This window comes from Actinocorallia sp. API 0066, from assembly GCF_020991275.1.
Lineage (GTDB): Bacteria > Actinomycetota > Actinomycetes > Streptosporangiales > Streptosporangiaceae > Actinocorallia.
In genome coordinates, this window is sequence record NZ_JAJLQY010000008.1 from 312,655 (window position 1) to 337,105 (window position 24,451).

General features: G+C 71.9%; 23 protein-coding genes. 8 read left to right on the forward strand and 15 right to left on the reverse strand.

The features are described from left to right. Positions 1–147: 147 nt before the first annotated feature. The 4 genes from LO762_RS21560 to LO762_RS21575 form a co-directional block, all read right to left on the reverse strand. Positions 148–1,356, reverse strand: a complete 1,209-nt coding sequence (locus LO762_RS21560; RefSeq protein ID WP_230617666.1) for a thiolase family protein — start codon at positions 1,354–1,356, stop codon at positions 148–150. A 49-nt stretch (positions 1,357–1,405) separates the two neighbouring features. Then, positions 1,406–2,548: an acyl-CoA dehydrogenase family protein gene (locus LO762_RS21565; protein ID WP_230617667.1), complete on the reverse strand. Its 1,143-nt coding sequence runs from the start codon at positions 2,546–2,548 to the stop codon at positions 1,406–1,408. Positions 2,549–2,569: 21 nt separating this feature from the next. Further along, on the reverse strand, positions 2,570–3,208 hold the full coding sequence (locus LO762_RS21570; protein WP_230617668.1) for an acyl-CoA dehydrogenase family protein: 639 nt from the start codon (positions 3,206–3,208) through the stop codon (positions 2,570–2,572). 254 nt (positions 3,209–3,462) lie between these two features. Next, positions 3,463–4,614, reverse strand: coding sequence for a tyrosine-type recombinase/integrase (locus tag LO762_RS21575; protein WP_230617669.1), 1,152 nt, complete (start codon positions 4,612–4,614; stop codon positions 3,463–3,465). 169 nt (positions 4,615–4,783) lie between these two features. On the opposite strand from LO762_RS21575, the gene LO762_RS21580 reads away from it, so the two are divergent. Then, positions 4,784–5,911 carry a hypothetical protein gene (locus LO762_RS21580; protein ID WP_230617670.1) on the forward strand — a complete coding sequence of 376 codons (1,128 nt, stop codon included), beginning with the start codon at positions 4,784–4,786 and terminating at the stop codon, positions 5,909–5,911. Positions 5,912–6,159: 248 nt separating this feature from the next. Here the strand turns inward: LO762_RS21580 and LO762_RS21585 are convergent, their stop codons facing one another. Then, positions 6,160–6,690, reverse strand: coding sequence for a hypothetical protein (locus LO762_RS21585; protein WP_230617671.1), 531 nt, complete (start codon positions 6,688–6,690; stop codon positions 6,160–6,162). 78 nt (positions 6,691–6,768) lie between these two features. On the opposite strand from LO762_RS21585, the gene LO762_RS21590 reads away from it, so the two are divergent. Then, positions 6,769–6,996 (forward strand): hypothetical protein, encoded by a 228-nt coding sequence (locus LO762_RS21590; protein ID WP_230617672.1) that lies wholly within the window; start codon positions 6,769–6,771, stop codon positions 6,994–6,996. Here LO762_RS21590 and LO762_RS21595 read toward each other — a convergent pair. Continuing rightward, positions 6,993–7,928: an AraC family transcriptional regulator gene (locus LO762_RS21595; RefSeq protein WP_230617673.1), complete on the reverse strand. Its 936-nt coding sequence runs from the start codon at positions 7,926–7,928 to the stop codon at positions 6,993–6,995. The genes LO762_RS21590 and LO762_RS21595 overlap by 4 nt on opposite strands. 84 nt (positions 7,929–8,012) lie before the next feature. Between LO762_RS21595 and LO762_RS21600 the strand changes: the two genes are divergently transcribed. Next, on the forward strand, positions 8,013–8,981 hold the full coding sequence (locus LO762_RS21600) for an SDR family NAD(P)-dependent oxidoreductase (protein ID WP_230617674.1): 969 nt from the start codon (positions 8,013–8,015) through the stop codon (positions 8,979–8,981). Here LO762_RS21600 and LO762_RS21605 read toward each other — a convergent pair. After that, positions 8,971–9,543: a YciI family protein gene (locus tag LO762_RS21605; protein ID WP_230617675.1), complete on the reverse strand. Its 573-nt coding sequence runs from the start codon at positions 9,541–9,543 to the stop codon at positions 8,971–8,973. The two genes, LO762_RS21600 and LO762_RS21605, sit on opposite strands and share 11 nt — an antisense overlap. Positions 9,544–9,872: 329 nt before the next feature. Here LO762_RS21605 and LO762_RS21610 point away from each other — a divergent pair, with 329 nt between their 5' ends. After that, a complete protein-coding gene (locus LO762_RS21610) occupies positions 9,873–10,616 on the forward strand; it encodes an SDR family oxidoreductase (RefSeq protein WP_230617676.1) in 744 nt (247 codons plus the stop codon). Positions 10,617–10,705: 89 nt separating this feature from the next. Here LO762_RS21610 and LO762_RS21615 read toward each other — a convergent pair whose 3' ends face one another. The 4 genes from LO762_RS21615 to LO762_RS21630 form a co-directional block, all read right to left on the reverse strand. After that, entirely contained in the window at positions 10,706–11,548 is an 843-nt protein-coding gene (locus LO762_RS21615) for a helix-turn-helix transcriptional regulator (RefSeq protein WP_230617677.1), read from the reverse strand. A gap of 103 nt (positions 11,549–11,651) precedes the next feature. Continuing rightward, positions 11,652–13,070 (reverse strand): aldehyde dehydrogenase family protein, encoded by a 1,419-nt coding sequence (locus LO762_RS21620; protein ID WP_230617678.1) that lies wholly within the window; start codon positions 13,068–13,070, stop codon positions 11,652–11,654. Positions 13,071–13,279: 209 nt separating this feature from the next. Beyond that, positions 13,280–14,203 (reverse strand): phytanoyl-CoA dioxygenase family protein, encoded by a 924-nt coding sequence (locus LO762_RS21625; RefSeq protein ID WP_230617679.1) that lies wholly within the window; start codon positions 14,201–14,203, stop codon positions 13,280–13,282. Positions 14,204–14,279: 76 nt separating this feature from the next. Further along, a complete protein-coding gene (locus LO762_RS21630) occupies positions 14,280–15,455 on the reverse strand; it encodes a macrolide family glycosyltransferase (protein ID WP_230617680.1) in 1,176 nt (391 codons plus the stop codon). Positions 15,456–15,909: 454 nt separating this feature from the next. On the opposite strand from LO762_RS21630, the gene LO762_RS21635 reads away from it, so the two are divergent. Continuing rightward, a complete protein-coding gene (locus tag LO762_RS21635) occupies positions 15,910–16,335 on the forward strand; it encodes a hypothetical protein (protein ID WP_230617681.1) in 426 nt (141 codons plus the stop codon). A gap of 52 nt (positions 16,336–16,387) precedes the next feature. Here LO762_RS21635 and LO762_RS21640 read toward each other — a convergent pair whose 3' ends face one another. From LO762_RS21640 to LO762_RS21650, 3 genes are all read right to left on the reverse strand, one after another. Further along, complete coding sequence (locus LO762_RS21640; protein WP_230617682.1) at positions 16,388–17,857, reverse strand: membrane dipeptidase; 1,470 nt, start codon at positions 17,855–17,857, stop codon at positions 16,388–16,390. A gap of 223 nt (positions 17,858–18,080) precedes the next feature. After that, on the reverse strand, positions 18,081–18,575 hold the full coding sequence (locus LO762_RS21645; RefSeq protein ID WP_230617683.1) for a hypothetical protein: 495 nt from the start codon (positions 18,573–18,575) through the stop codon (positions 18,081–18,083). A gap of 355 nt (positions 18,576–18,930) precedes the next feature. Further along, positions 18,931–20,994: a hypothetical protein gene (locus tag LO762_RS21650; protein ID WP_230617684.1), complete on the reverse strand. Its 2,064-nt coding sequence runs from the start codon at positions 20,992–20,994 to the stop codon at positions 18,931–18,933. A 187-nt stretch (positions 20,995–21,181) separates the two neighbouring features. On the opposite strand from LO762_RS21650, the gene LO762_RS21655 reads away from it, so the two are divergent. Further along, positions 21,182–21,856, forward strand: a complete 675-nt coding sequence (locus LO762_RS21655) for a PP2C family protein-serine/threonine phosphatase (protein ID WP_230617685.1) — start codon at positions 21,182–21,184, stop codon at positions 21,854–21,856. 90 nt (positions 21,857–21,946) lie between these two features. Next, entirely contained in the window at positions 21,947–22,549 is a 603-nt protein-coding gene (locus LO762_RS21660; protein WP_230617686.1) for a TetR/AcrR family transcriptional regulator, read from the forward strand. 76 nt (positions 22,550–22,625) lie between these two features. Here LO762_RS21660 and LO762_RS21665 read toward each other — a convergent pair whose 3' ends face one another. After that, entirely contained in the window at positions 22,626–23,177 is a 552-nt protein-coding gene (locus tag LO762_RS21665; RefSeq protein WP_230617687.1) for a TetR/AcrR family transcriptional regulator, read from the reverse strand. Positions 23,178–23,274: 97 nt separating this feature from the next. Between LO762_RS21665 and LO762_RS21670 the strand changes: the two genes are divergently transcribed. Continuing rightward, positions 23,275–24,417: an acyl-CoA dehydrogenase family protein gene (locus LO762_RS21670; protein WP_230617688.1), complete on the forward strand. Its 1,143-nt coding sequence runs from the start codon at positions 23,275–23,277 to the stop codon at positions 24,415–24,417. The last annotated feature ends 34 nt before the right edge of the window (positions 24,418–24,451 follow it).

Below are 24,451 nucleotides of genomic sequence, written 5' to 3' on the forward strand. Positions count from 1 at the left end.
GGCCGACGCCTCTTGTGAAGCGCCGGTCGATCAGCGTCGCACCGACCTCCTCCAGCACGGCCGGGATCTGCCCGCCGCACCCGTCGCCGCAGGCAACGATCTCCGCCTGCGCCTGCTGAAACGCCGCCGTGGCGTCGATGGCACCGGTTACGGCGCATCTGCCCAGGCGGTCTCGGGGGCGACGTTCTCCAGGACGACCGCGAGGGCTTGTCCGACGCCGATGCAGATCGCGGCCACGCCCCACTGCTGGCCTTCGGCGATCAGGCGGTGTGCGAGGGTGCCGAGGATGCGGCCGCCGGATGCGCCGAGCGGGTGGCCGATGGCGAGGGCACCGCCCCAGGCGTTGACGAGGTGCGGGTCGAGTTCCCACGCCTGGATGCAGGCGATCGTTTGGACGGCGAATGCCTCGTTGAGCTCGACCGCGCCGACGTCGTCCCAGTCGATGCCGGATCGCTGGAGGGCGGTGTTGGCGGCGTGGACCGGGGCGAAGCCGAAGTCCTGCGGGGTCAGGGCGTGGACGCCGCGGCCGGCGATGCGGGCGATCGGTGCGGTGCCCAGCAGCGGCTGGGCGGCCTCCGACCCGATGATGAGGGCGGCGGCGCCGTCGCTGAGGGGTGAGGCGTTGCCGGCGGTGATGGTGCCGCCGGGACGGAAGGAGGGCTTCAGGGCGGCCAGTGTGTCGATGGTGGAGTCGGTGCGGATTCCTTCGTCGCGGGTCAGGTTCGTGCCGGGTACCGCTACGACGAGGTCGTCGTAGCGGCCTGTGTCCCAGGCGGTGTGGGCGAGCTGGTGTGACCGGGCGGCGAAGACGTCTTGGGTCTGCCGGGTGATGTCGAAGCGGTCGGCGAGCTGTTCGTTGCATTCGCCGAGGGAGACGGTCCATTCGGCGGGCATCCGTTCGTTGACCAGGTGCCAGCCGAGGGTGGTGGAGACCGCGGTGGCGTCGCTGGCCGGGTGGGCGCGGTCTGGTTTGGGCAGGACCCATGGGGCGCGGGTCATGGACTCCACGCCGCCGGCGAGGACCACCGCGGCGTCGCCGGTCTCGATGGCTCGGGAGGCCATCATCGCGGCGTCGAGGGAGGAGCCGCACAGCCGGTTGATCGTGGTGCCGGGGACCGAGACCGGGAGCCCGGCCAGCAGCGCCGACATGCGCGCCACGTTCCGGTTCTCTTCGCCAGCGCCGTTGGCGTTGCCGAACACGATGTCGTCGATCCGTGCCGGGTCGAGCGCCGGTACCTTGCCGAGGACGCCGCTGATGGCGATCGCGGCGAGGTCGTCGGGGCGGATGCCGGCGAGCGCGCCGCCGAAGCGTCCGAAGGGGGTGCGGGCGGCGGCGTAGAGGTAGGCCGAGGTCATGGCGCGGTCCTTGCGTGAGGCGGGTGTTTCGTGAGGCGGGGTGTGGCGGTCAGCTGGCGAGGTCGCGGCTGATGACGAGCCGCTGGATCTGGTTGGTGCCCTCGAAGATCTGCATCACCTTCGCTTCGCGCATGTACCGCTCGACGGGGAAGTCTTTGGTGTAGCCGGCGCCGCCGAGGACCTGTACGGCGTCGGTGGTCACGCGCATGGCGTTGTCGGTGGCGATGAGTTTGGCGATGGAGGCCTCGCGGGAGTAGCGGCGGCCCGCGTCGGCGAGCCGGGCGGCGTTGAGGTAGGTGGCGCGGGCCGACTGCACGGCGGCGGCCATGTCGGCCAGGACGAACCCGAGACCCTGGTGCTGGATGATCGGTTTGCCGAACGCTTTGCGTTCCTTGGCGTAGCCCACGGCGACGTCGAGGGCGGCTTGGGCGACGCCGACGGCGACCGCCGCGATCCCCAGCCGTCCGCCGTCGAGGGCGCTGAACGCGATGGGGAGGCCGTGGCCTTCGGGCCCGATCCGCCGGTCGGCGGCGACGCGGGCGTCGGTGAACAGCATCGTGGCGGTGGGCGAGCTCATCAGCCCCATCTTGTCCTCGGGGGTGTCGGCCGTCATGCCGGGGGTGTCGGCGTCGATGTGGAAGGCGGAGATGCCGCGGGCGCCGTCGTCGCCGGTGCGCGCCATCACCAGGTAGAAGTCGGCCACCCCGCCGTGCGTCGTCCAGGCTTTGGCTCCGTTGATCACGTACTCATTCCCGTCGCGTACGGCGCGGGTGCGCATCGCGGCGGCGTCCGACCCGGCGTGGGGTTCCGACAGGCAGTAGGCGCCGAGGAGGTCTCCGCCGAGCATGCCGGGCAGCCAGCGTTGCTTCTGCTGTTGCGTGCCGGCGTTGAGCAGGCTGAGGCAGCTGAGCGTGTGCAGGCTGACGCCGATCCCCACGGTCGCCCAGGCGGACGCGATCTCCTCGACGACCTGGAGGTAGACCTCGCAGGGCTGGGCTCCGCCGCCGAACTCCTCGGGGAAGGGCAGGCTGAGCAGACCGGCTTCGCCGAGGGTGGCGAACACCTCTCGCGGGAATGCGTGGGCGCGTTCCGCCTGGTCGGCGCGGGGACGCATCGTCTTGTCGGCGATGTCGCGGGTGAGCTGGATCAGGTCGTCGGACTCTGCGGTCGGCATCAGTCGATCGGCGGGCATGGCGGTGGCCGGCGGGGTGTCTCAGAAGGCGGAGATGCCTGTCTCGGCGCGGCCGATGAGCAGCTTCTGGATCTGTGAGGTGCCTTCGTAGAGGGTCATGACCCGGGCGTCGCGCAGGAACTTCTGCACCGGGTAGTCGTCGATGAAGCCGTAGCCTCCGAAGACCTGGACGGCGAGGTTGGAGGCGGTGACCGCGGTTTCGGAGGCGAACAGTTTGGCCTTGGACGCAGCGACGCTGAACGGCTCGCCCCGCTCCGCCAGGTCGGCCGCACGCCAGGTGAGGAGCCGGGCGGCGTCGGCGTCGACCGACATCTGCGCGATCATGTCCTGCACCAGCTGGTAGGAGGCGATCGGCTTGCCGAACTGGTAACGGGTCGTGGCGTAGCCGACGGACGCCTCCAGGCAGGCCTGGACGATGCCCACGCACGCGGCGGCGACGGAGATGCGGCCCTCGTCGAGCGCTTTCATGGCGTAGCCGAAGCCCTTGCCCTCCTGGCCGAGCAGGGCGCCGGCCGGGATCCGCACGTTGTCGAGGGACAATTCGGCGGTGGCCTGGCCGCGCAGGCCGAGCTTGCCGTGGATCAGGGTGCGGTCGAAGCCCGGGGTGTCGGTCGGGACGAGGAACGCCGAGATGCCGCGGGCGCCTGAGGAGTACGGCATGGAGTTCCCGCACCTGCTCGCGCCGCTGGCGGTGGGGCCGCTTCGCCTGCGCAACCGCATGGTCATGGGCGCGATGCACACCCGCCTGGCTACGCGAAGAGCCCCTCGACCTGCCCGTCACCCGAGATCGACCACGGCCGGGCTCTACCCCAGGACTCGGCTTCCGAAGGCCGTGGGATGGCGACCACGACATCGTGACCTGCTGGTGGGATCTCGGTTTCGTCGCTTTCGGACTTCGGGAGTGCTGGGTTGTGTCAGGGGTTGTTGTCGAGGAGGCGTTCCATGTCGTAGGTGGCGTGGGAGGAGAGGGTGGAGGTGCCGCGTTCGTAGCGTTGGGTGGTGGTGGAGGAGGCGTGGCCCATGGCTTCCTGGACTTTTTCGCGGGGGACGCCGGCTTCGCGGAGGAGGGTGGCGAAGGTGGCGCGGGCGGTGTGGGGGGTGAGGCCGTGGGAGCTGAGGCCGGCGGCGGTGGCGGCGCGGCGCAGGGCGGTGTAGGCGCGCCAGCGGTCCCAGGGGCGGGCGTCCTCGGTGCGGAAGATGGGCTCGTCGGCGGGGCGGCCCGCGACGAGGGGGAGCAGGACGACGGCGACGGCGGGCGGAATCGGGACGCGCGCGGTGCGGCCGCCCTTGCGGGCGAACACCAGGACGCGGTGGCCGGAGTCGTCCTGGACCTGGCCGCACGTCAACGCGGTGATCTCGCCGACGCGCATGCCGGTCATGAACAGGAGCGTCACGCAGACGGCGTCAGCCGGGTACCTGTCCAGGAAGTCATCAGAGGCCGCGGTGGACGTCAGCCCCTGAGCCTCCTCCCTTGTGCGCATCGGGGTGCGGCCTTCCCCTGACACGACGGGCCGCTCCACGAAGCCCGGGTCGGCGGGGTTGGCGCGCAGCCCGGCCCGTCGCATCGCGTACTTGTAGAACGACGACAGTGTCGACAGGCGCCGCGCGACGCTCGCGGCGCTGAGCGGCTTCCCGACCTCCCGCACGCCCGCGAGCGCCCGCCCCGTCGCGACACTCTCCCGGTAGCCGGTGACGGTGTCCTCACTCACCGCGAGCAGCGCCAGGCCGGGCGCGTGGACCTCCAGCCAGCGCAGGAACGCGGCGATGTCCTGGAGCCGGGCGCGGCGCGTCTGCACGGACTTGGCGGCGGTGAGCCAGGCGGCGACGGTCGGCCACACCAGGTCGCGCGGGAGGGCGTCGATCAGGTCGACGTCGGCGCCGGGGACCTCGCCGCCGTCGCCGCGTTCCCGGCGGGGGGACAGGCCGGCTATCGCGCCGACCGAGTCGAGCATCGGGGCGGGCGGGGTGATCTCGCGCCCGTCGTCCAGCCGGATCGTCCGCGGGGGTCGCGCGCCGGTCGAGGGGGTGAGGACGGCGGAGGGGACCAGGGCGTCTTTTTCGCTCACGGGGCGGGGCTCCTCGCGGGTTCGCGGTTCCTCGGACTACTCCCCCAGCATCTCACATAACTAGCATTATGTGAGATGGACACGCCCAAGATTCGGGATCGATTAACGCGTATCGCGACACGCGAAAACCAATACGCGTGTTCTCTACGCGAAAAGATAGGATGGGTGTGTGAACGAAGAGATCCCTGCGGCAGCAGAACAGCACCCGACCGGACCGACCCCGGGCGACGGCTCCCCCGTCCCCGCACCGCGCGGCGTGTGCGGGCTGGACGGGTGTGAGCTTCCGCTGCCGCCCGCCGGGCGCGGACGGCCGCCGAAGTACTGCTCCAAGGCGCACGCCGACCAGGCCAGCCGGGAGCGCCGCGCGGCCGACGCCGCCCTCGTCGAGGAGCCGCTCAAGCACGCCGAGGCACTCGCCCAGCACGTGCCCGCCGCGATCGCCGCGCTCCAGGCGCAGCTCGCCGAGCTCACCGGGTTCCTCGACAAGGCGCAGACCGGTGCGCTCGCCCGCGTCGAGCGGGCCGAGGCCGAGACGCGCACCGCACGCCAGGCCGCCGCCGACGCCGAGGCCCGCGCCGACGCCGCCGAGACGGCCGCCGCGCGCGCCGTCGAGGACGCGCGCGCCGACCGGGCCGCGCGCACCGCCAGTGAGCGGGACGCCGCCGCCGCCCGGACGGAGACCGAACGCACGCGCGTCGAGGCGGCCGAGCGCGTCGAGGCGCACCAGCAGGCGCGTACCGCCGCCGAGACCGCGCGCGGCGCGGCCGAACAGGCGCGGGACGCCGCCGTCGCCGAGTCCGCCGAAGCGCGACGGGCGCGTCAGCACGACGCCGAGCACGCCCGTGCCCGTCTCACCGAACTCACCGCGCTGCTAGAGACCCGCGCGCGTGAGAACGAGGAGTTGCGCGGCGCGCTCGGCCAGGCCCGTGAGGCACTCGCCGACGCGCGGGGCCAGGCCACCGCGCAGCAGGCCCGCGCCGAAGCCGCAGAAGCCGACCTGCGGACCACGCGGCACGAGGCCGCCGAAACCCAGACCCGCCTGTCCACCGCCCTTGAGCAAGCGACCGCCCAGGCGGCCGCCGCGCGCGCCGAAGCCACCCACACCGTCCACGACCTGGGCGAGGCGCGCGCCGCAGCGGCCGCCGCCCAAGCCGTCCAGGCCCGCCTCGAAGCCGACCTCACCACCGCCCGAGCCGACGCCGCCACCCAACGAGAACGAGCCGCCCGAGCCGAAGCCCACCCCGCCGCTTTGAGCACCCCGCCGGAGGACACACCCGAGCGCACCGCGCGGACCTGACCGCCCAACTCGGCCACCGCCGCAGCCACGAGCCCGGCGGTGGCCGAACCGAGCATGGGGCCCGCCACCAGGTGCCGTAACCCGCCAGGCGGAGCCGAGTGCTGGAAGGCTCCCGGTGCCGGACGATCCGGTCCGAGACGCTCACCGCACCCAGCCTCACCGCAGATACAGACCCGCTGCCGACCGGCCCGCGAGCGTGGGGCCGTGGCGGACGGACGTGTCGGGGGTTGCGCACGACCGGTGTTGCTTCACTCCAGGGCGGCGGCGCAGCAGGAGCAGCCGCCGTAGGTGTCGCCTTCGTACTCGATTCCGCCGTCGTCGCGGAGGGGCTTCTGGCCGCAGGACGGGCACAGCGGGGTGAAGCGCGGATTCACCTGGAAGAGTTTGGTGTTCTTCGCGGAGAGTACGGCGTTGACGGTGTCCACGCCGTGTTCGTTGATTCCCTGTTGGAAGAACTCGAAGGCGCCGTAGGTGTGGCCGCACGGGCAGACGGTCGGAGTGAAGCGGAAAGTCCCCAGGTCGGCTATCCCGAGTTCGGAGTAGATCTTTTCCAGCTCCTCGTCGGACACCTTGGCCAAGCCTCGGGCCTTGATCCGCGCGGACGTCCAGTACCAGGCCCGGACCGCCTTCGCCTGCTCCGGGGTCAGATAGAAGGAAACGGATTTCTCCGTTTCGATCGCCTCTTTCACCAGCGAGAGTACGGTGTCGTCGTCCGCGGCGATGACGATCTTCCCGCGGGCTGCCAACGCGTCGATTTCGGCGAGCACGGAAACGTCCATGTCCTCTCCGATCCTCCTTGGAGGCCTTCCGGGATCGCCAGCCGGGCGACGCCCGCCGCCGAGGTGCTGCCTGCGGCGTTGGCCCTGGCTCGCGAGGTCGCGGCAGAGGCCAACCCCGCCTCGGTCGCCGTCAGTAAACGGCTCGTGTGGGCCGACCTTGACCTCGACGCCGTCGAGCGCGAGGAGACTCGCGCGCACCTGGCGCTCCTGGGCACCGACGACGCGTTGGAGGGCGCCGCCGCGTGGCGGGAGCGCCGCGCCCCGGACTGGCGGGGGAAGGCCGGCGACCACACCGGCCCCGCTTAGGCCCCGCTGGGCGGGTCGAAGGCGTGTGTTGGGTGTCTGCGGTAGGCGGCGGGCGGGATGCCGAGGGTGCGTTTGAAGGCGACGCTGAGGGCGCTTTCGGAGCCGTAGCCGACGGAGCGGGCGATGGACGCGAGGGTTCCGGTGCCTTCGCGGAGCTGCCGGGCGGCCAGTTCGACGCGCCACCGGGTGAGGTACTCCAGCGGGCCCTGGCCGACGGTCGCCTTGAAGCGGGCGGCCAGGGTGGAGCGGGAGACGGCGGCGGCGCTCGCGAGGTCCGCGACCGTCCAGGGGCGGGCGGGGTCGCGGTGCAGGGACGTCAGCGCCGTCGCGACGACGGGGTCGGCGAGGCCCGCGAGCCACCCGGACACCGCGTGCGGCTCGCGCGCCAGGTGCAGGCGCAGCACGTGGACGAGCATGACGACGGCGAGGTGCTCCGCGACCAGGGTGGAGGCGATCGGCTGGTCCGTCAGTTCCCGGTCGATCGCGGTCAGCGCCCACCGGACCGTCTCGGCGTGCGGTGTTCCGGCCGGGAGGTGCACGACGGGCGGCAGCCGGTCCAGCAGCAGCTCCTGCGCGCGGGCGCCGAAGGAGAACGCGCCGCCGATGAGGAACACGTCGTCGCCTTCGCCCGTCCTGGCGACGCCGCCCTCGGCCGCGGCGAACACGGCTTCCGCGTCGAGGGGGACGGCCTCCGGGCCGCTCCGCAGCGTGAACGGGGCGCGGCGGGTGAGGAGGTAGCAGTCGCCCTCCGCCAACGGGATCGGCGTGTCGAGCCCGTCGACCTCCAGGAGGCAGGAGCCGCGCCGCACGGCGTTGAACTTGACCGTGTCCGGGGCCGCGAACCGCACGGCCCAGCGGCCGCCCGCCGCCAGGCCCGCCGACAGGTGGCCGCGCGGCTCCAGCAGGGCCAGCACATCCTCAAGCGGATCCATGACCACCCCCCGATTAGACGATCGCTAAAGAGTGAAGGACTCTCAATCATAGAGCGTCCAGCAGTCGTGTCGTAGCGTGAAGGCATGAACAACAACTCCGAACTCCTGACCACGCCCTTCTCCTCCCACGCCAGCGCGGCCGAGGTGATCGAGGGGGTGGATCTGGCCGGGCGGCGCGCCATCGTCACCGGCGGGGCCTCGGGGCTCGGCCTGGAGACCGTCCGGGCCCTGGCGGCCGCCGGGGCGGACGTCACGATCGCGACGCGCCGTCCCGCGTCCGCCGAGCCGTTCATCAAGGAGATGTCCGACATCGGCGGTTCCGTCCGTGCGGCGGCGCTCGACCTGGCCGACCCGGCCTCGGTCGACGCGTTCACCCGGGCGTGGCGCGGGCCCCTGGACATCCTCGTCGCGAACGCCGGGATCCTCGCCCTGCCCAACCTCACCCTCACCCCGTACGGGTGGGAGGCGCAGCTCGCCACCAACTACCTGGGCCACTTCGCCCTGGCCGTCGGGCTGCACCCGGCGCTGCGGGACGCCGGGTCGGCCCGCGTTGTGGTCGTCAGCTCAGGCGCGCACCGGGGCGAGCCGTTCGACTTCGACGACCCGCACTTCGCGCGGCGGCCGTACGACCCGTGGGCGGCCTACGGGCAGTCCAAGACCGCCGGGATCCTGTTCACGGTGGGCGCCCGCCGCTGGACGTCCGACGGGATCACCGCGAACGCCGTCAACCCCGGCTACATCCTCACCCGGCTGCAACGGCACGTCCCCGACGACACCATGCGCGCCCTCGGCGTCATGGACGACGACGGCAACCTGAAGCCGCTGCCGTACTACAAGACACCCGAGCAGGGCGCCGCCACCTCCGTCCTGGCCGCCGCCTCCCCACTCCTGAAGGGCGTCACCGGCCGCTACTTCGAGGACAACCAGGAGGCCCCCACCCTCCACGGCGACGAGGACCGCCCCGACGGCGTCGCCGCCCACGCCGTCGACCCGGACTCCGCCGACCGCCTCTGGACCTACGCCACCACCGCGCTCCGCCAGATCAGAGGCTAGGGGCGGGGCGGCCGCCGGGCGTCCAGGGGTGGACGTCGATCGAGGCGTAACGGTCGGGCGTGAGCAGGGCGCGGGCGGACCGGGGGTCGGACGCCTGGACGAGGGCGGCGGTGCCCAGCCAGGCGGCGGCGTCGTCGGACAGGAGCGGGCCGTGGGCGACGAGAGCGGACGCGTCGGAGGGCGGGGTGAGATCGGCGGGGTCGCCCGAGCCCAGGCCGATGACGAGGTAGGCGTCGTCCAACCCCAGATGGCCTTCGGCGTCCCGCTCCATCGGGTGGTCCCACATCGTCCGGCCCAGCGTGTTCCGCCAACGGCGCAGCATGACGTCACGGTAGGCGCCCGCCTGGTAGCCGGGCTCGTCGAACGCGAACGCCCGCGCCGCCGCCGCGTCCGGCAGCCCGAGGAGGTGGACGCTCCCCGTCGGACCGTCCGGGCCGAAGGTCGGACCGCGCGCGATCATCGTGTCCGCGAACCCGTCCATGTACGCCCAGTGCTCCTCCACCAAACGCTTACGCAGACCCCGCGAACCCGCCCGATCCCGGTGATAACAGAAGAACTCCATGCACCAGTCATACCGACATGTAGCCCCAGATCTGTCGACCGCACTGGCCAGGCACCGGAAGCGAGCGGTGAGGGCCCTGCCGCCGGTGTCGAGCGCGGCATCGGACGGACGGGAGAAACCGGGCTGAGTCTCCCTGATTCGCTCGTTCCGGGAGGATGACGGCGTCGGCGTTTAGCGGCTGGTCAAGCCGGTAATGGAGGCTTGGGGGTGCTGTGGGGGTCGGGGTGAGAGGTGGTTCGTACGGGCCGTCACAAATGCGGGGGCGTCGTGTCCTGGCTGGTGGAGACAGGCGGTGATCGACGCCGCCCGGGAGACAGGAGAGGACAGTCATGAAGATCGTGGTCATCGGCGGTACGGGACTGATCGGGTCGAAGGTCGTGGGTTACCTGCGCGGGCAGGGACACGAGGCGGTCGCGGCGTCGCCGAACACCGGTGTCGACACGCTCACCGGCGAGGGGCTCGCCGAGGCGCTGGCGGGCGCGGACGTCGTCGTGGACGTGTCGAACTCGCCGTCGTTCGAGGACGCCGCGGTGCTGGAGTTCTTCGAGACCTCCACCGGCAACCTGCTGGCCGCCGAGGCGGACGCGGGCGTCCGGCACCACGTGGCGCTGTCGGTCGTCGGCACCGAGCGGCTGCCCGACAGCGGCTACTTCCGCGCGAAGATCGCGCAGGAGCGGCTGATCGAGAAGTCGGCGATCCCGTTCTCGCTCGTGCACGCCACCCAGTTCTACGAGTTCGTGCCGAGCATCGCCGACGCCGCGACCGACGGCGGCACCGTCCGCGTCGCCCCCGTCTCCTTCCAGCCGATCGCCGCCGACGACGTCGCCCGCGCCGTCGCCGAAACCGCGGTCGGCACACCGCTGAACGGCAGAATCGACGTCGCCGGGCCCGACCGGTTCCGGATGGACACGTTCTTCCGTGACGCTCTCGCCGCCCGCGACGACCCACGCCAGGTCGTCACCGACCCGCACGCCCGCTACTTCGGCGCCGAACTGGCCGACGACACCCTCGTCCCGGCGGCCGCAGCGATCCTGGGCGAGACCCACTACCCCGACTGGCCCGGCCACACCTGACACCCCGCACCGAGGCGCGGCGTCGCGATGCTGACGGTGTCCGCGTCCGCGCGCGGGGTCGAGACGAACCCGGCGAGGCTCGCCGGGGGTCAGCGGGTGAGGGCGGTGTCGTCGCCGAGGACGGACAGGAATCGGAGTCTGCCGTCGGAGTCGCCGCCCTCGACGGCGGTGAGGACGGTGAGGATCTGGGAGCCGCCGGGGTCCAGGAGGCTCTGCCCGTGCAGGTCCAGGGCGCCGACGCGGGGGTGTTCCAGCCGCTTGTCGGCGCAGTAGGGCCCGGTGACGGGCCGTTCGCTCCACAGGTCGGCGAACTCGGCGCTGTGTTCGAGGAGGTCGTCGACGAGGCGGCGGCTCCGGGGGTCGCGCGGGTCCCGGGTGTGGGCGGCCAGGAGTTGCGCGGTGAGGGCCCTGCCGTGCCGGGTGTGGTCCTCGGGCGGGGTGAGGCGCCGTTCGGCGGGGTCGGTGAACCACCGGTAGGCCAGGGCGCGCGCCGGGCCCGTGTGGGCGGTCTGGTCGCCGAGCAGGAGCCGGGACAGCCGGTTCTGCGCGAGGGTCTCGCCGAGGTGGTTGACGATGTGGGCGGGCGTGTCCTCCAGCCGTCGCAGGATCTGGAGGATGCCCGGCTCAGGCAGGTCGGCGCGGGTGCTCGGCGCGGGCGGGGGGTGTCCGGCGAGCCGGAACAGGTGGTCGCGTTCGTCGTCGGTGAGCCGCAGGGCGCGGGCGATCGCGCCGAGCACCGGCGCTGAGGGGCGCGGGCCGCGCCGCTGTTCGATCCGGCTGTAGTAGTCGGTGGACATGTTGCTGAGCGCGGCGACCTCCTCGCGGCGCAGCCCGCTGGTCCGCCGCTGGCGGCCGCGCGGCAGCCCGACGTCCTCCGGTTGCAGCGCCGCCCGCCTGCCGCGCAGGAAACGTGCGAGTTCACCGCGGTCCATGCCGGTTTCCCCTCCCCCGATGCGCCTGGAACCACGACAACGCCTCCGGACGGGTGTCTGTTCCGCGCCGTGGGCCCCGGGGCGGGGGCCCCCGCGGGGCGGTTCAGCGGTCGATGGCCTTGGTCTCCAGGAACTCCGCGAGGCCCTCGCGTCCGAGTTCACGGCCGTTGCCCGACTGCTTGTAGCCGCCGAACGGGGCCCGGAAGTTGAGCTGCGCGGCGTTGACGGCGACCTGCCCGACCCTGAGCCGTCGGGCGACGGCGGTCGCGCGGTCGGGGCTTCCGGCGACGGCGGCGTTGAGCCCGTAGACGGTGCCGTTCGCGATCTCCACCGCGTGGTCCTCGTCGGTGTAGGGGATCACCATGAGGACGGGTCCGAAGATCTCCTCCTGGGCGATCACCGAGTCGGGGTCGACGCGCGCGAAGATCGTCGGCTGGACGTAGGCGCCGGTGTCGAGCCCGTCGGGCCGTCCTGGGCCGCCGACCACGAGGGTGGCGCCGTCGGCGATGCCGCGCTGGATGTAGGCGTCCACACGCCGGCGTTGTGCTTCGGTGGCGACGGGCCCGATGGCGGTGCCGGGGTCGGTCGGGTCGCCGACGGTGTAGCCTGCGGCTGCCTCCCGCAGGATCTCCACGACCCGGTCGTGCAGCTCCTCGGGGACGAGCATCCGTGACCAGGCGCCGCACGCCTGGCCCGCGTTGGTCCACGCGTAGGCGAGGCCGCGTAGGACGGCTTCCTCCAGGTCGGCGTCAGGCAGGATGATGTGGGCTGCTTTCCCGCCGAGTTCCAGGGCGACCCGTTTGACGGTCTCGGAGGCCGCGACGGTGACGCGTCTGCCCGCGGCGGTGGAGCCGGTGAACGACACCATGTCGATCCCGGGGTGGGTGGTGATGGCCTCGCCGACGACGGGCCCGGTGCCGTGCACGACGTTGAGGACTCCTGCGGGGAGTCCGGCGTCGGCGGTGGTCTCGGCGAAGATCCGGGCGGTCAGCGGCGCGATCTCCGACGGTTTCAGCACGACCGTGTTGCCCGCGAGCAGCGCCGGGACGACCTTCGTGACGAGCTGCTGGAGCGGGAAGTTCCACGGGGTGATCGCGCCGACCACGCCGATCGGCTCCCGCACGACGAGGGAGTTGGCGACCTCCTCCGTCCACGGGAAGTCCTCGGCGGCGGCGATGGCCGCTTCCGTCGCCAGGACGGGCAGTGTCGCCTGCGCGGTCCGGGCGAGGGTGATCGGCGCGCCCATCTCCGCGGTGATCGTCGCCGCGATCTCCGCGCCGCGCTCCCGCAGCCCCGCCGCGACCCGCCGCAGGACCGCGGCGCGCTTCTCGGGCGGGGTCGCCGCCCATCCGGGCAGCGCCGCGGAAGCCGCCGCGACCGCCGCGTCGACGTCGGCCGCCGTGCCCCACGGGACGGACGCGACAACCTCGCCGGTGGCGGGATTGACGACGTCCAGAACCGGCCCGGCCACGGGCACCGGACGTCCGTTGATCCAGTGAGCTGCAGTGATGCGTTCGTTCATGCACCCCAGCCAACCCGCCGACCGGAACAGCAACCAGGGACGACATGTCCCGTGATCCACGCCACACCGCCCGGCGAGACGGCCCCGGGACGGGCGCGTCGATCTGGCGGCTGTTCGTCGCCTACGCAAACCAGCGCAGCTGGGAGCGCACCGACGCGGGCAGGCGACCACCGCACCGACAAGCGCCTCCCGCTCCACCCCTCCCGCCGCTAACCCGCCCCGTGCGCCGACCTCCAAGGCTCCAGGTCGAGCCCGGGATACCGGAGCCCCACCCCGGCGAGTGTCTCCGGCGTCCAGTACGGGTGCCCTGGCGGTGGGAAGCCGAACACGCGCAGCTGCCTGGGGGTGGCCCGGTGCACGAAGTCCACCCAGCGCGGGTCGAATCCGTGTGCGGCCCATCCGGTCCGATGGCCCCACTCCAGGGCGGCGGGTCGGAAGCCGAGTTGCATGCTGAAACGGGCGCCGCCGGGCGCGGTCAGCCGGGTGCCGCGGTGAAACGTGCCGGTCTCGAACGCGATGACGGTCCCCGCCGGACCGGTCCCGGACACCTCCACCTCGTACAGGTCGGGGCTGCCGCTGTCGTCGTCGAACCGCCCGCCGCCTTTTCGTCCTTCCTTCAGGAGCCAGTTCGGCACGGCGGGGATGTCTTCGGTGTGCCTGCGTGGGACGAGGTGGGGCGGGCCGAGGTCCTCGGGGACGTCGTTGAGGAAGAGGAACATCTCCACCTGCCGGTGTTCGGGCGTGGTGCCGGGCACCAGGAGCGTGTGGTTGAGGTAGTCGCGGTGCAGGTCCTGGTCGTAGTCGCAGGCGCCCGTGTACTTCGCCCACGCTTCGGCCGAGGAGATCCGGATGTCGTCGTCCTCCAGGAGCGCCTGGGCGAGATCCAGCAGCCGGGGGTGCGCCGCGAGCAGGCTCACGGCGGTGCTCGCGAACGGGAACGTGTCGATTCCGGCGAACTCGTCGCCGACGAAGCGCGCCGCCCGCGGATCGGTGCCGTCGTGGAACCCCTGCGCCGACGGGAACAGGGAGCCCAGCCCGTCCACCGCCGCCCGCAGCTCCCGCGCGGGAAGAAAGGCCGGAAGGACGACGAACCCGTCGGTTCGCCAGGCGCGTGCCGCCTCCGTGAGGTTCACTCGCGCAGCATGACCGGGGTGTGGCGAGCCCCGCAAACCCTTTTGTGTGCCTGAGCGTGCCGCGCGTGGCGTGGGGTCAGGGTAGGTGGGATTCGATTACTTCGGCGGCGCGGGGGGCGCCGCCTTCGGCCTGGGTTTGGGTGCGGAGTTGTGCGGTGCGGCGGGCGACGGTCGGGTTCGAAGTTAGGTCTAGGAGGGTGGTGCGTAGGGCTTCGGGGGTGGCGTCGGGGGGGTCGAGGCGGCGGGCGACGCCGAGGGCGACCAGGCGGTCGGCGTTCATGAACTGGTCGGCGGCCTGCGGGACAGCGATCATCGGGGTTCCGGCTAGGAGCCCTTCGCCGCAGCCGCCCATGCCCGCGTGCGTGACGAACGCGTCGGCCTGCCGCAGGATCGCGGGTTGCGGCACCCAGGCGTGCGCCTCGACGTTCGGGGGGATCACGCCCAGCTCGGCCGGATCGACGTACCTGCCGATCTGGAGCACCACGTGCCAGCCCGGCAGGTTCCCGTAGGCGGCCAGGCAGGCGCGGTAGAACTCCGGCTGCCGTGTGTAGGCCGACCCCAGCGAGACCAGCAGGACCTTCTCGGCGCCGTCCGGACGCCTCCAGCCGTCCTGTTCGGCGCGGCCGCCCAGGCAGGGGCCCGTGAACGTCACCACGTCGGTGTCGACCCCCTCCAGGTTCGGCTGCATCGCGCTCGGGATCAGCGCCACCGCCCGCGCGGGACGGCCGGAGAACACGGCCGGGTCGGTGGTGGTGGCGCCGCATCCGGCGAGCCAGCGCGTGAACCGCTCCTGGTAGGCGTCCGCGCCCGGCAGCGCCAGCATCGGCGCGGCGACCTCCTCCTCGTAGCCCTTCCACGCCACGATCGCCGGGGACAGCTGCACGCACGGACGGCCCTGCGACTCGGCCAGCGCCCGCGCCGCGTACGCTCCGATGTCGTACAGGTACACCTCGGCAGGGTCGTCGTCGTAGAAGGCCCGCAGTTGCGGCAGCATCCCGATCGCGTCGTCGAGGAAGACGCCCATCGCGCCGATGGGGTCCTCCGGCCAGTCGTTGTCGGCGACGGGCAGCGTCGAGGTGTAGGGGACGAACTCCGCCCCGGTGGAGGCCACCAGGTCGGCGGCCGCCGCGCCGTTGGCGTACGTCACCCGGTGGCCGCGCGCCACCAGCTCACCGATGACCTCCAGGCTCGGCAGCACGTGGCTGACCGCGGGAATGCCGACCATCGCGATATGCGCACGGCGAGAAGACATGAGAAACCCACTTCACAGATCGACCGGAACAGGGAAACCGGGGCGTCACCTGGGCGCGGCGGTGACGACACACCGGAACACGGGGCGGCGCCGTCCCGTCGGCGTCAGCCGTAGATCAAGATCTGGAAGGACATACCCCGAAACTACCCACCCCGCAGGGTCGAGCACCAACCGATTTCCCGCGACGGGGCGGGGCCGGGTCGCTCCCCTCCGTCACTCACGACCGTGCGGGGGCTGCCGAGGTGCTCCTAGCGCCGACCCCCGACGCGCTGGACGACAGGCGGCGTCGCGATGCCGCGGGTGCTGTTGCCCGTCCGGGTCACATCGGCGAGGCGCGCGGTCAGGCCGCTGTTGGGGGGCGGGGTCCGGCGGGGGCTGGGGGCGGTGGGGGAAAAGCCGGGCGGCCAGGCATTTCTTCGTGTCGGGAGGGGGCTGGTGCCCTACGGTGCGGTGCATGGGGAAGACGAGGGCGCAGTTGCGCGCGAAGTGGGCTGAGCGGGAGGCCGAGTACCAGCGGATGCTCGGTCGCGGGACGGAGGACGGCCAGGACGCCTCGGAGACGGACGTCTCGCCCCTGCCTCCCGAACCGGTGAGGACGTCGGGCGGGCGGCGTCCGGTCGTGCGGGCGGCCGACGCGAAGCCGTACAAGGTCGACTGTCCGCGCTGTGCGGCCCCGGCGGGGCGGCCGTGCCTGACGGGGAGCGGCAAACCCGTCCGGCCGCACGCCGACCGCGTCCGGGAGGCCGCCGAATGGAGCGCGCGGCAGCCACCGGAGGCCGTCCCGGACGAGGAGGGGGGTGCGGCCCGGCCGAATCCGCTGGGCCTCCCCCATCTGGACTTTCCGGGACGTTACGCGGCCGCCGTGTCGGACGGCGGGTGACGGGTCGTCGTGGTGTCTCCGGGCTCCGTGGTGGAGCCCGGAGACGGCGGGTTCAGCGGTGGTCGCGGGCTCGTGCCCACATCTGGAGGTAGGCTTCCGGGCCGTTGGCGAGGTCGGTGAGCATGGCGGGCGGCGCGGTCTGACGGAGGTCCTCGAGCCAGTCGGGGACGAGGCCGTAGTTGGCGACGCCCTCGGTGTTGTAGTCCCAGGTGCGCTGCCCGGTGGTGAGCCGGTCGAACGTGACGGACGGGTCGAACGGCGAGGTGAACGGGTAGGTGACGGTGCTGCCCGCGCGGGGTCCGGGAAGGCTGGCGAAGCCGTTGGCGTCCAGGCCGATGCCGTACCCGAACAGGTGGCCGGGGTCGGACGCGGCCTTCAGGGTGCGCCAGTAGGGGACGGCCCGGTCGGGGCGCGGCTGGATCTGGGTGGCCATGCCGCCGAGCCGGTAGACGCGCGGGAGGAACGACGGGTCGGTCCAGTTGTGGGAGGAGATGACGCCGCCGTAGCGGAGCTTCTCCAGCAGGGTGAGGGTCTGGTCGGCGGCTTTCGCACTCATGTGATCGATCTCGATGATCATGCCGCGTTTGGCCATGCCGCGGATCATGTGTTCGCCGAGCGCGGTGAGCCCGTGTTTGTTGCAGTGTGGTTCGTCGGGGTAGTTGGGCAGGCCGGGCAGCGGGACGCCGAGCCACTGGCCGAGCGGCGGCGGCAGGGAGCGCAGCGACATGATGGTGTTGTCGGGGACGCCGGTGCAGCGCTCGACCTGCCAGAACTGTCCGGTGCTGAGGAAGTTCCCGGCGTTGACGAGCAGGCCCGCGGTGCCGCCGTCGAACCGGACCCCGCACAGCGCGTTGTCGAACTTGTGGCAGACGAACATGCTGGACACGCCCATCGCCTTGACCTCGTCCAGGCCGCGGTCGATCTGCGCCTTCGTGCACTTGGGGACGCCGAGGAACTTGCCGCAGCCGAACGGTTCGGACGCCTCGATGCCGGTGACGACGGCGAGTTTGCCCTGGCCGATGACCTGGCGTGCCTGCTCGGGTGAGGTGACGAGCCGGAACCAGCCCTTGCCGGGGCCGCCGTTCAGGCCGTCGATGTAGGACTGCATCTCGCGGGCGCGCCGCATCTCCAGCCGGACGGTGTCCATCTCGTCGCACTTGTTGCGTTTCAGGGGGTAGACGTCGCACAGGATCCGGTTGGCGACGAGCTGGTCGACGAGGATCCGCAGGCCGCCGCGCCAGGCCCGCTCCAGCCACGTGTGGTACACCATCTGGTGCGTCTGGGAGTTGTGCGCCGGCCAGTAGCTGAAGGTCGGGTAGCCGTCGGTGGCGTGCTCCCCGGTGGCGGTGCCGTGCACGAAGAAGTTCTCGATGACGGCGTACTGGCCGTTCGGCCCGTGGTCGGGACAGTCCCGCAGCGCCTCCTCGATCCCGTCGGGGTCGAACGGTTTGCCGCAGATGATCCTCCCGCCCATGTTCTCGTGCCCTTCGACGTGCGTGTGCGCGTCCAGCAACCCCTGCACCGGCCCACCGGCCGAGCCCGGATCCCCGCCTTCAGCAGCCCGCCCGGGAACCCCCAGCAGACTCCACACCGCCACCAGGGCCACAAAGCCCGCAAAAAACCGTGATCTCCTCCACATAACATGAGACTAATTCGCCTTCACCCCCCTGAGAGGACCCAATCCCCACCCTCACCGCGTTCTTCACCGGCTGGATGAGACGGTCTGGCGGCGACCGGCGCGGGGGTCAGTCGGCGGAGTCCGGTCGCTCGTAGCCGAAGGCGAACTCCGCCACCATCCACCTGCCATCGATCTTGCGCAGCTCCATGGAGGCGATGTCCAGCGCGTTCGCCTCCTGGAGCCGAGCGGTCGCGGCGCTTCCGGCCTGGTGTTTCTTGGGGATCGCCGTCATCTCCACCGACAACAGTGCAGACCGCTGCTGCTCGGAAAGGGACTCATAGATCGCGATCACGGCCTCTTCGCACGTTGCCGACTTCCGTCCGCCGACCAGGTCGTTCGCCCGGTCGAGCAGCGCTTCCTCGCCCTTGCGGGAGAGGGCGTGGCAGGCCGTGGCGGAATCACCCGAGGCGATACCCCGAAGAAGATCCTGGGCCACGTCGCGCAACACCTGCTCTGACCGGAAGAAGAGGTAGGCACAGCCTCCAGTCATCGCGAGCATCAGAATAACAACCACAAAACCGACACGCGCCGCGAACCTGAGTTCGGAATCCGATATGCGCACCGCCGTATCATAGCAGCACAGAACGCCCCTAAGCGGCGACCCATCGATCGATATAAGTAGATCCGATAATGAACTGGTAACAGGTCATATCGGATTCATCAAGGCGGACCGGGCTCCCACGGCCGTCAACAAGATCGGTGTCGAAGCAGCACAAGTCCACCTCAGCCGCGTGGAGACCCCGCTCGTTCACGGCGAAGGCGAAAGGCAGGCGGGGTGGGCGACGGAAAGGCGGAAAACGCTCGGCAACGCATTCGGCGCGCGGCCGAACACAGGCAGCTCAACGTGCTGAAAGGGCGCTCGGCCGCCTGGATAGCACGATGGACGCCGGTGAGTTCGCCAATGCGGGTGTGGTGGGTTAGATGGTGGTTGGGGTGGGGGTGAGGGGGGTTTCGAGGCCGTGGAGGAAGGCTTTTTTGTAGGAGGGGTCGCCGATGGCGGTGCGGATCTGGGTTTCGCAGGTGCGGCGGGCGGCGGCGAGTTCGGGGGAGCCGAACTGGGCGGTGCCGAAGGTCGCGCGCCAGGCCTGTTCGCCGGTGCCCAGGACCGTCGCGGCCTGCTCGAACTCCCCCAGGCCCGCCAAGGCCAGGGCCAGGGAGTCCAGGACCAAAGCCATGCCCCAGTAGTCGCCGAGCTGCCGGTTGGCCTCCAGCGCCTGGCGGGCATGGTCGACGGCGGTACGCAGGTCGCCGGTGCCGAGCGCGGCCAACGCCCAGATGTAGTCGCCCCACGACCGGTACTTGAACTCGCGGCGCCGCGCCCCCTCACCCCGGATCCACTCGGCCAAACCGATCGCCGCCGGATAGTCGCCGCGCACGATGTGGATGTAGGACACGCACGCCTGCACCATCAGCGCCGTCGCCTCCGCCATCCCCTCGGCCTCGTGCGGGCCGCCCGGCTCGGGCAGCGCGTCGAACGGCGCGACGAGCGTCATCGCCAGGTCGGCGTCACCACGGATCGACCAGCCGGTACCCGCCAGGTACGCCGCCGCACGCGCCGACACACCGTGCGGAGGACGGTCCTCACCCCGCGCGGCGGCCGTGCAGATCCCGATCGCGTGGTTGGTCGCGTCGATGTCGCCCTGGGCGAGGACGACGAGGCCATACGCCCACGCGGCCCGCATCCGGTGGTAGCCCGGAGCCGTGTCGTGCGCGAGAGCCCGCTCGAAGTAGTGGCGGCCCTCACGCTGGTGCCCGCAGCAGTACCAGAAGAACCACAGCCCGCCCAGCAGCTCCAGCGCGGCGTCACCCGGCTCGGTGAAACACGTCTCCAACGCGACCCGCAGGTCGGCGAAGTCACGGGCGAACCCGCGCGCCAGATCGGCCTGCTCGGGGCCGAACCACCGGCCGAACGCCCGGCGCGCCTCGTCCCGGTAGTGGTCGCGGTGCGCGAGCCGCGACGCCCGCTCCTCCCCGAGATCACGCAGCCAGTGCGCGCCGAACTCCGCGATCGTGTCGAGCAGCGTGTACCGGCCGTCGCGGGCCTTCACCAGCGACTTGTCGACGAGCGCGCCCAGCGTGGCCCGGACGTCGTCGGCCGGGAGCGGACCGCCCGCGCACACCCGCTGCGCGGCCTCCAGGGTGAAGGACCCGGCGAACACCGACAGGCGCGCCCACAGCAGCCGCTCCCGGGGCGTGCACAGCTCGTGGCTCCACCCGATCGTCGTCCACAGCGCCTCGTGGTGCGGCGGCGCCTGGCCCGCCCGCCGACGCCCGGCCTCAAGCCCGAACCGGTCCTGGATCCGCGCGGTCAGCTCGGCGACGGGCAGGTCCGCGACGAGCGCGGCGGCCAGCTCGACCGCCAGCGGGATGCCCTCCAGCCGCGCGCAGACCTCCACGACGGTCGGGAGGGTCTCGTCGGTGAGCGCGAAGGCCGGGGAGACGGCGGCGGCACGATCCGCGAACAGCCGGACGGCCTCCCGGCCCACGGGCAGCGGCTCCAACGCGATCCGGGACTCACCCCGCACCCCGACCGGCTGCCTACTGGTCGCGACGATCCGCACGCCGGGCGCGACACCCAACAGCACCGTGATCATCATCGCGCACGGCTCCAGGAGATGCTCACACCCGTCCAGGACCAGCAGGCAGCGGGCCCCGGCCAGCCGGTCGGCCAGCACCTCGACCATCGGCCGGGTCGTCTGGTCCTGCAACCGCATCTCCCGGCAGATGAGATGCGGCAGCAGGGTGCCGTCACGCAGTTGCGACAGCCGCACCACCCACACGCCGTCAGGGAAACCGTCCGAGACCCGCGCCGCCGCCTCCAGCGCCGTCCTCGTCTTCCCGACACCACCGACGCCCGTCAGCGTGACCAGCCGCTCCGTGCGCAGCGCCTCCTCGATCGCGGCGAGCTCACCCGCGCGCCCCACAAAACTGGACAGATCGGTGGAGATGTTGCCGCGACGCCCGTACGCCTCTGTGCCCATGCGATGCTCCGCTCACCGGTGACATTGCGGAATTGCGACGATACTCCGAGCATCGGGGATTTGTTCGCTCTTCGCGCGCATCGCCTCACCCACGGCTAGGATGAGAACCCGACAGGGTCACGAGAGGCGGTCAGTGGAACCCTTCGACGCGCAGTCGGCCCCGTCCTCGCACTGCGGATCCGTCCGGGTGGAACGCGCACGCACCACCACCCCGCCCGACGCGCGCCGGTCCCGCTGCGAGGTCATCCACTCGCCGTTCGGCGTGCGCGCGATCGCCGCCCACCCCGTCGGCCGGGACCGCGGCGCGCTCCTCGGTGAGGTGCTGCGCGGCTTCCTCGAACTGGCGATGCACGAGACGAGCCTGGCCGGCATCGCGTTCCGCATCGACGGATTCCTGTCCGACCGGGGCGAGGAGTACACGAGCGCGGCCCTCGTCCAGTTCGACCCGGCCCGCCTGGACGCCGAGGTCATCTCCTGCGGGCACGCCCCGCCCGTCGTCGTGCGGGCCGACGGACGAGCCGAGCCGTGCGCGGTGCCCGCCGCGCTGCCGCTCGGCCTCCAGGCGATGGAACCCGGCTGGTACACCCCCACGTGGATCCCGCTCGCGCCCGGCGACGGACTCCTGCTGTACTCCGGCGGCGTCACGGCCCTCCAACACCCCTACCCGTTCCCGACCCGCGTCCCCCGCCTGGCCTCCCACGACCCGTCGGCCTTCACCGAACACCTCGCCGCCGACGTCGCCGCCCACTCCGACCGGCCCACCGACCTCCTACTCCTCCTCCCCGAACCGTCACCCTTCCTCCCGCGCCGCCCACGCCCCCAGGTCCCCACCCTCGGCCCCGGCTGGTCCGACTCCCCCTGACCCCACACCAGGATCACCGCCGTGGGTGGTCAGTGAAGATCTTCGTGGGGGCGGGGCGGGCGTGAAGGGGCCTCGCCTACGGTGTGCAGCATGGGCACTGCGACGGAGCGCGACCCGCTGGGCGACGTGGCGTTGCGGCTGTTCGCCGAACTCGGCTACGACGCCGTCTCCCCCCGGCTCATCGCCGACGCCACCGGCGTCCAACCGGACGTCCTCACCGCCCGAGGCGGCAAAAGCGGCCTCTACCTGGAGATCCTCCAACGCTACTTCCGCGCCCAGAACGGCATGCTCGACGAGATCGAGTCCACCCACACCGCCGACGCCGAAGGCGTCTACACCTCACTCACGATCTTCATCGAGTTCGAACTCGCCCACCCCCGCGAACTCGCGATCTGGCAGCACCGCGGCCTCGGCGACGCCGCCGACCTCACCGACGTCGAAGAACGCTTCTGGAACCCGATCTACCAGCGGATCAGCGGCATCCTCGGACCCGAGGTCATGTGGCACCCCGCCTACCAGCTGTTCGTCAACCTCAAAACCTGGGCCGTGTACGGATTCCTGTTCGGCGGCGTCATCACCCCCACGGGCGACCGGCTCGGCCCCACCGACCCCGAGGGCCGCCGCCTCTTCCGCGACCACATGTACCGGCTGTGCGACATCGTCCTGGACGCCGGCCTCCGCGACGCCTTCTGACCCCGCCACGCGGGCCGCCGCCCGCCCGAGACCGCGGGCACCGGGCCCCGTCAGGCCGCGCCTCCGCGCACGGACCTCACCCGCCGTCGGGTCCCGCCAACAGCAGCGCCGCCAGCGCACGATAGGCCGCCGCGTCGTCCAACCCCGTCAGCTCCCGCAGGTCACCGCGGTGCACCGCCTCCATCACCAGGCCCGCGACCGCACCGGCGAACACCGCGTCCCGGCCCGGCGACGCGGCGGCGATCAGCTCACGCACCCGGTCGGCCGCGATCGCCGTGTTGCGCCGGTACACCTCACGGGCCGGCGCGAACGCCGCCAGATCCGCGAAGAACACCGGCGACGCCGCCGCCAGCTCCACCGAGATCGCCCGCAGGTACACACCCACCCGGACCCGTGGATCGCCCTCCCGCGCGACCGCCGCCTCCACCCGGCCCGTCGCCCGCCGGAAGAACGCCCGCACCACCGTGACGATGATCTGCTCCTTGCTGCCCGCCACCACGTACAGCGTCGACTTCGAACAGCGCAGCGCCGCCGCCAGGTCCGCGACGCCCAGCCGCAGGAACCCGCGCGCCAGGAACACCTCGATGAGCCCCGCGACGAGCTCCTCACGCCGGGCCGCACCATCCATGAGCCGGACGCTACCAGCCACCACCCGCCCAGTACCAGAACGAGTTCCCCAGTACCGCCAGTGGTACCGTCCGAACCATCCAGGAAAGGAGCACCCCATGCCCGCCGAACGCCTGCTGCCCACCCCCGAAGCCGAAGACCTCCTCCGCCTCACCCGCGACCTCGCCACCCGCGAACTACTCCCCCGCGCCGCGACCGCCGAACGCGACGAGACCTTCCCCCGCGACGTCTTCACCCTCCTCGGCGGAGCCGGACTCCTCTCCCTGCCCTACCCCCACACCCACGGAGGCGGCGACCAGCCCTACGAGACCTACCTCCAGGTCCTCGAAGAGATCGGCACCGCGTGGGCCAGCGTCGCCGTCGGCGTCAGCGTCCACGCCCTGTCCTGCTTCCCCCTGTTCGCCTACGGCACCGACACCCAACGCGACCGATGGCTCCCCACCCTGCTCTCCGGCGACACCCTCGGCGCCTACTGCCTGTCCGAAGCCCACGCCGGCTCCGACCCCGCCGCCATGCGCACCCGCGCCCGCCGCGACGGCGACCACTACACCCTGCGCGGCGCCAAAGCCTGGACCACCCACGGCGGCCGCGCCGACTTCTACACCGTCATGGCCCGCACCAGCGACGACGGCGGCCGCGGCATCTCCTGCTTCCACATCCCCGCCGACACCCCCGGCCTCGCCTTCGACAAACCCGAAGAGAAAATGGGCCTCACCGGATCCGTCACCGCCACCGTCCGCCTCGACGACGTCCGCGTCCCCGCCGACCACCTCATCGGCACCGAAGGCCAAGGACTCACCATCGCCCTCGCCGCCCTCGACGCGGGACGGCTCGGCATCTCCGCCGTCGCCACCGGCGTCGCCCAAGCGGCCCTCGACCACGCCGTCGCCTACGCCAAACAACGCGAAGCCTTCGGCAAACCCATCATCGACCACCAGGGCCTCGGCTTCCTCCTCGCCGACATGGCGGCCGCCGTCGAAACCGCACGCGCCGCCTACCTCCACGCCGCCCGCGTCAAAGACGCGGGACGCCCCTACGGACGCCAGGCGTCCATCGCCAAACTCGTCGCCACCGACAACGCCATGCAAGTCACCACCGACGCCGTGCAGGTCCTCGGCGGCGCCGGCTACACCCGCGACTTCCCCGTCGAACGGTTCATGCGCGAAACCAAGGTCATGCAGATCTTCGAAGGCACCAACCAGATCCAACGCCTCGTCATCGCCCGCCACCTCGCCCGCTGACCCGCACCGTGTTCCGATGGGCCCGCAGGACGGC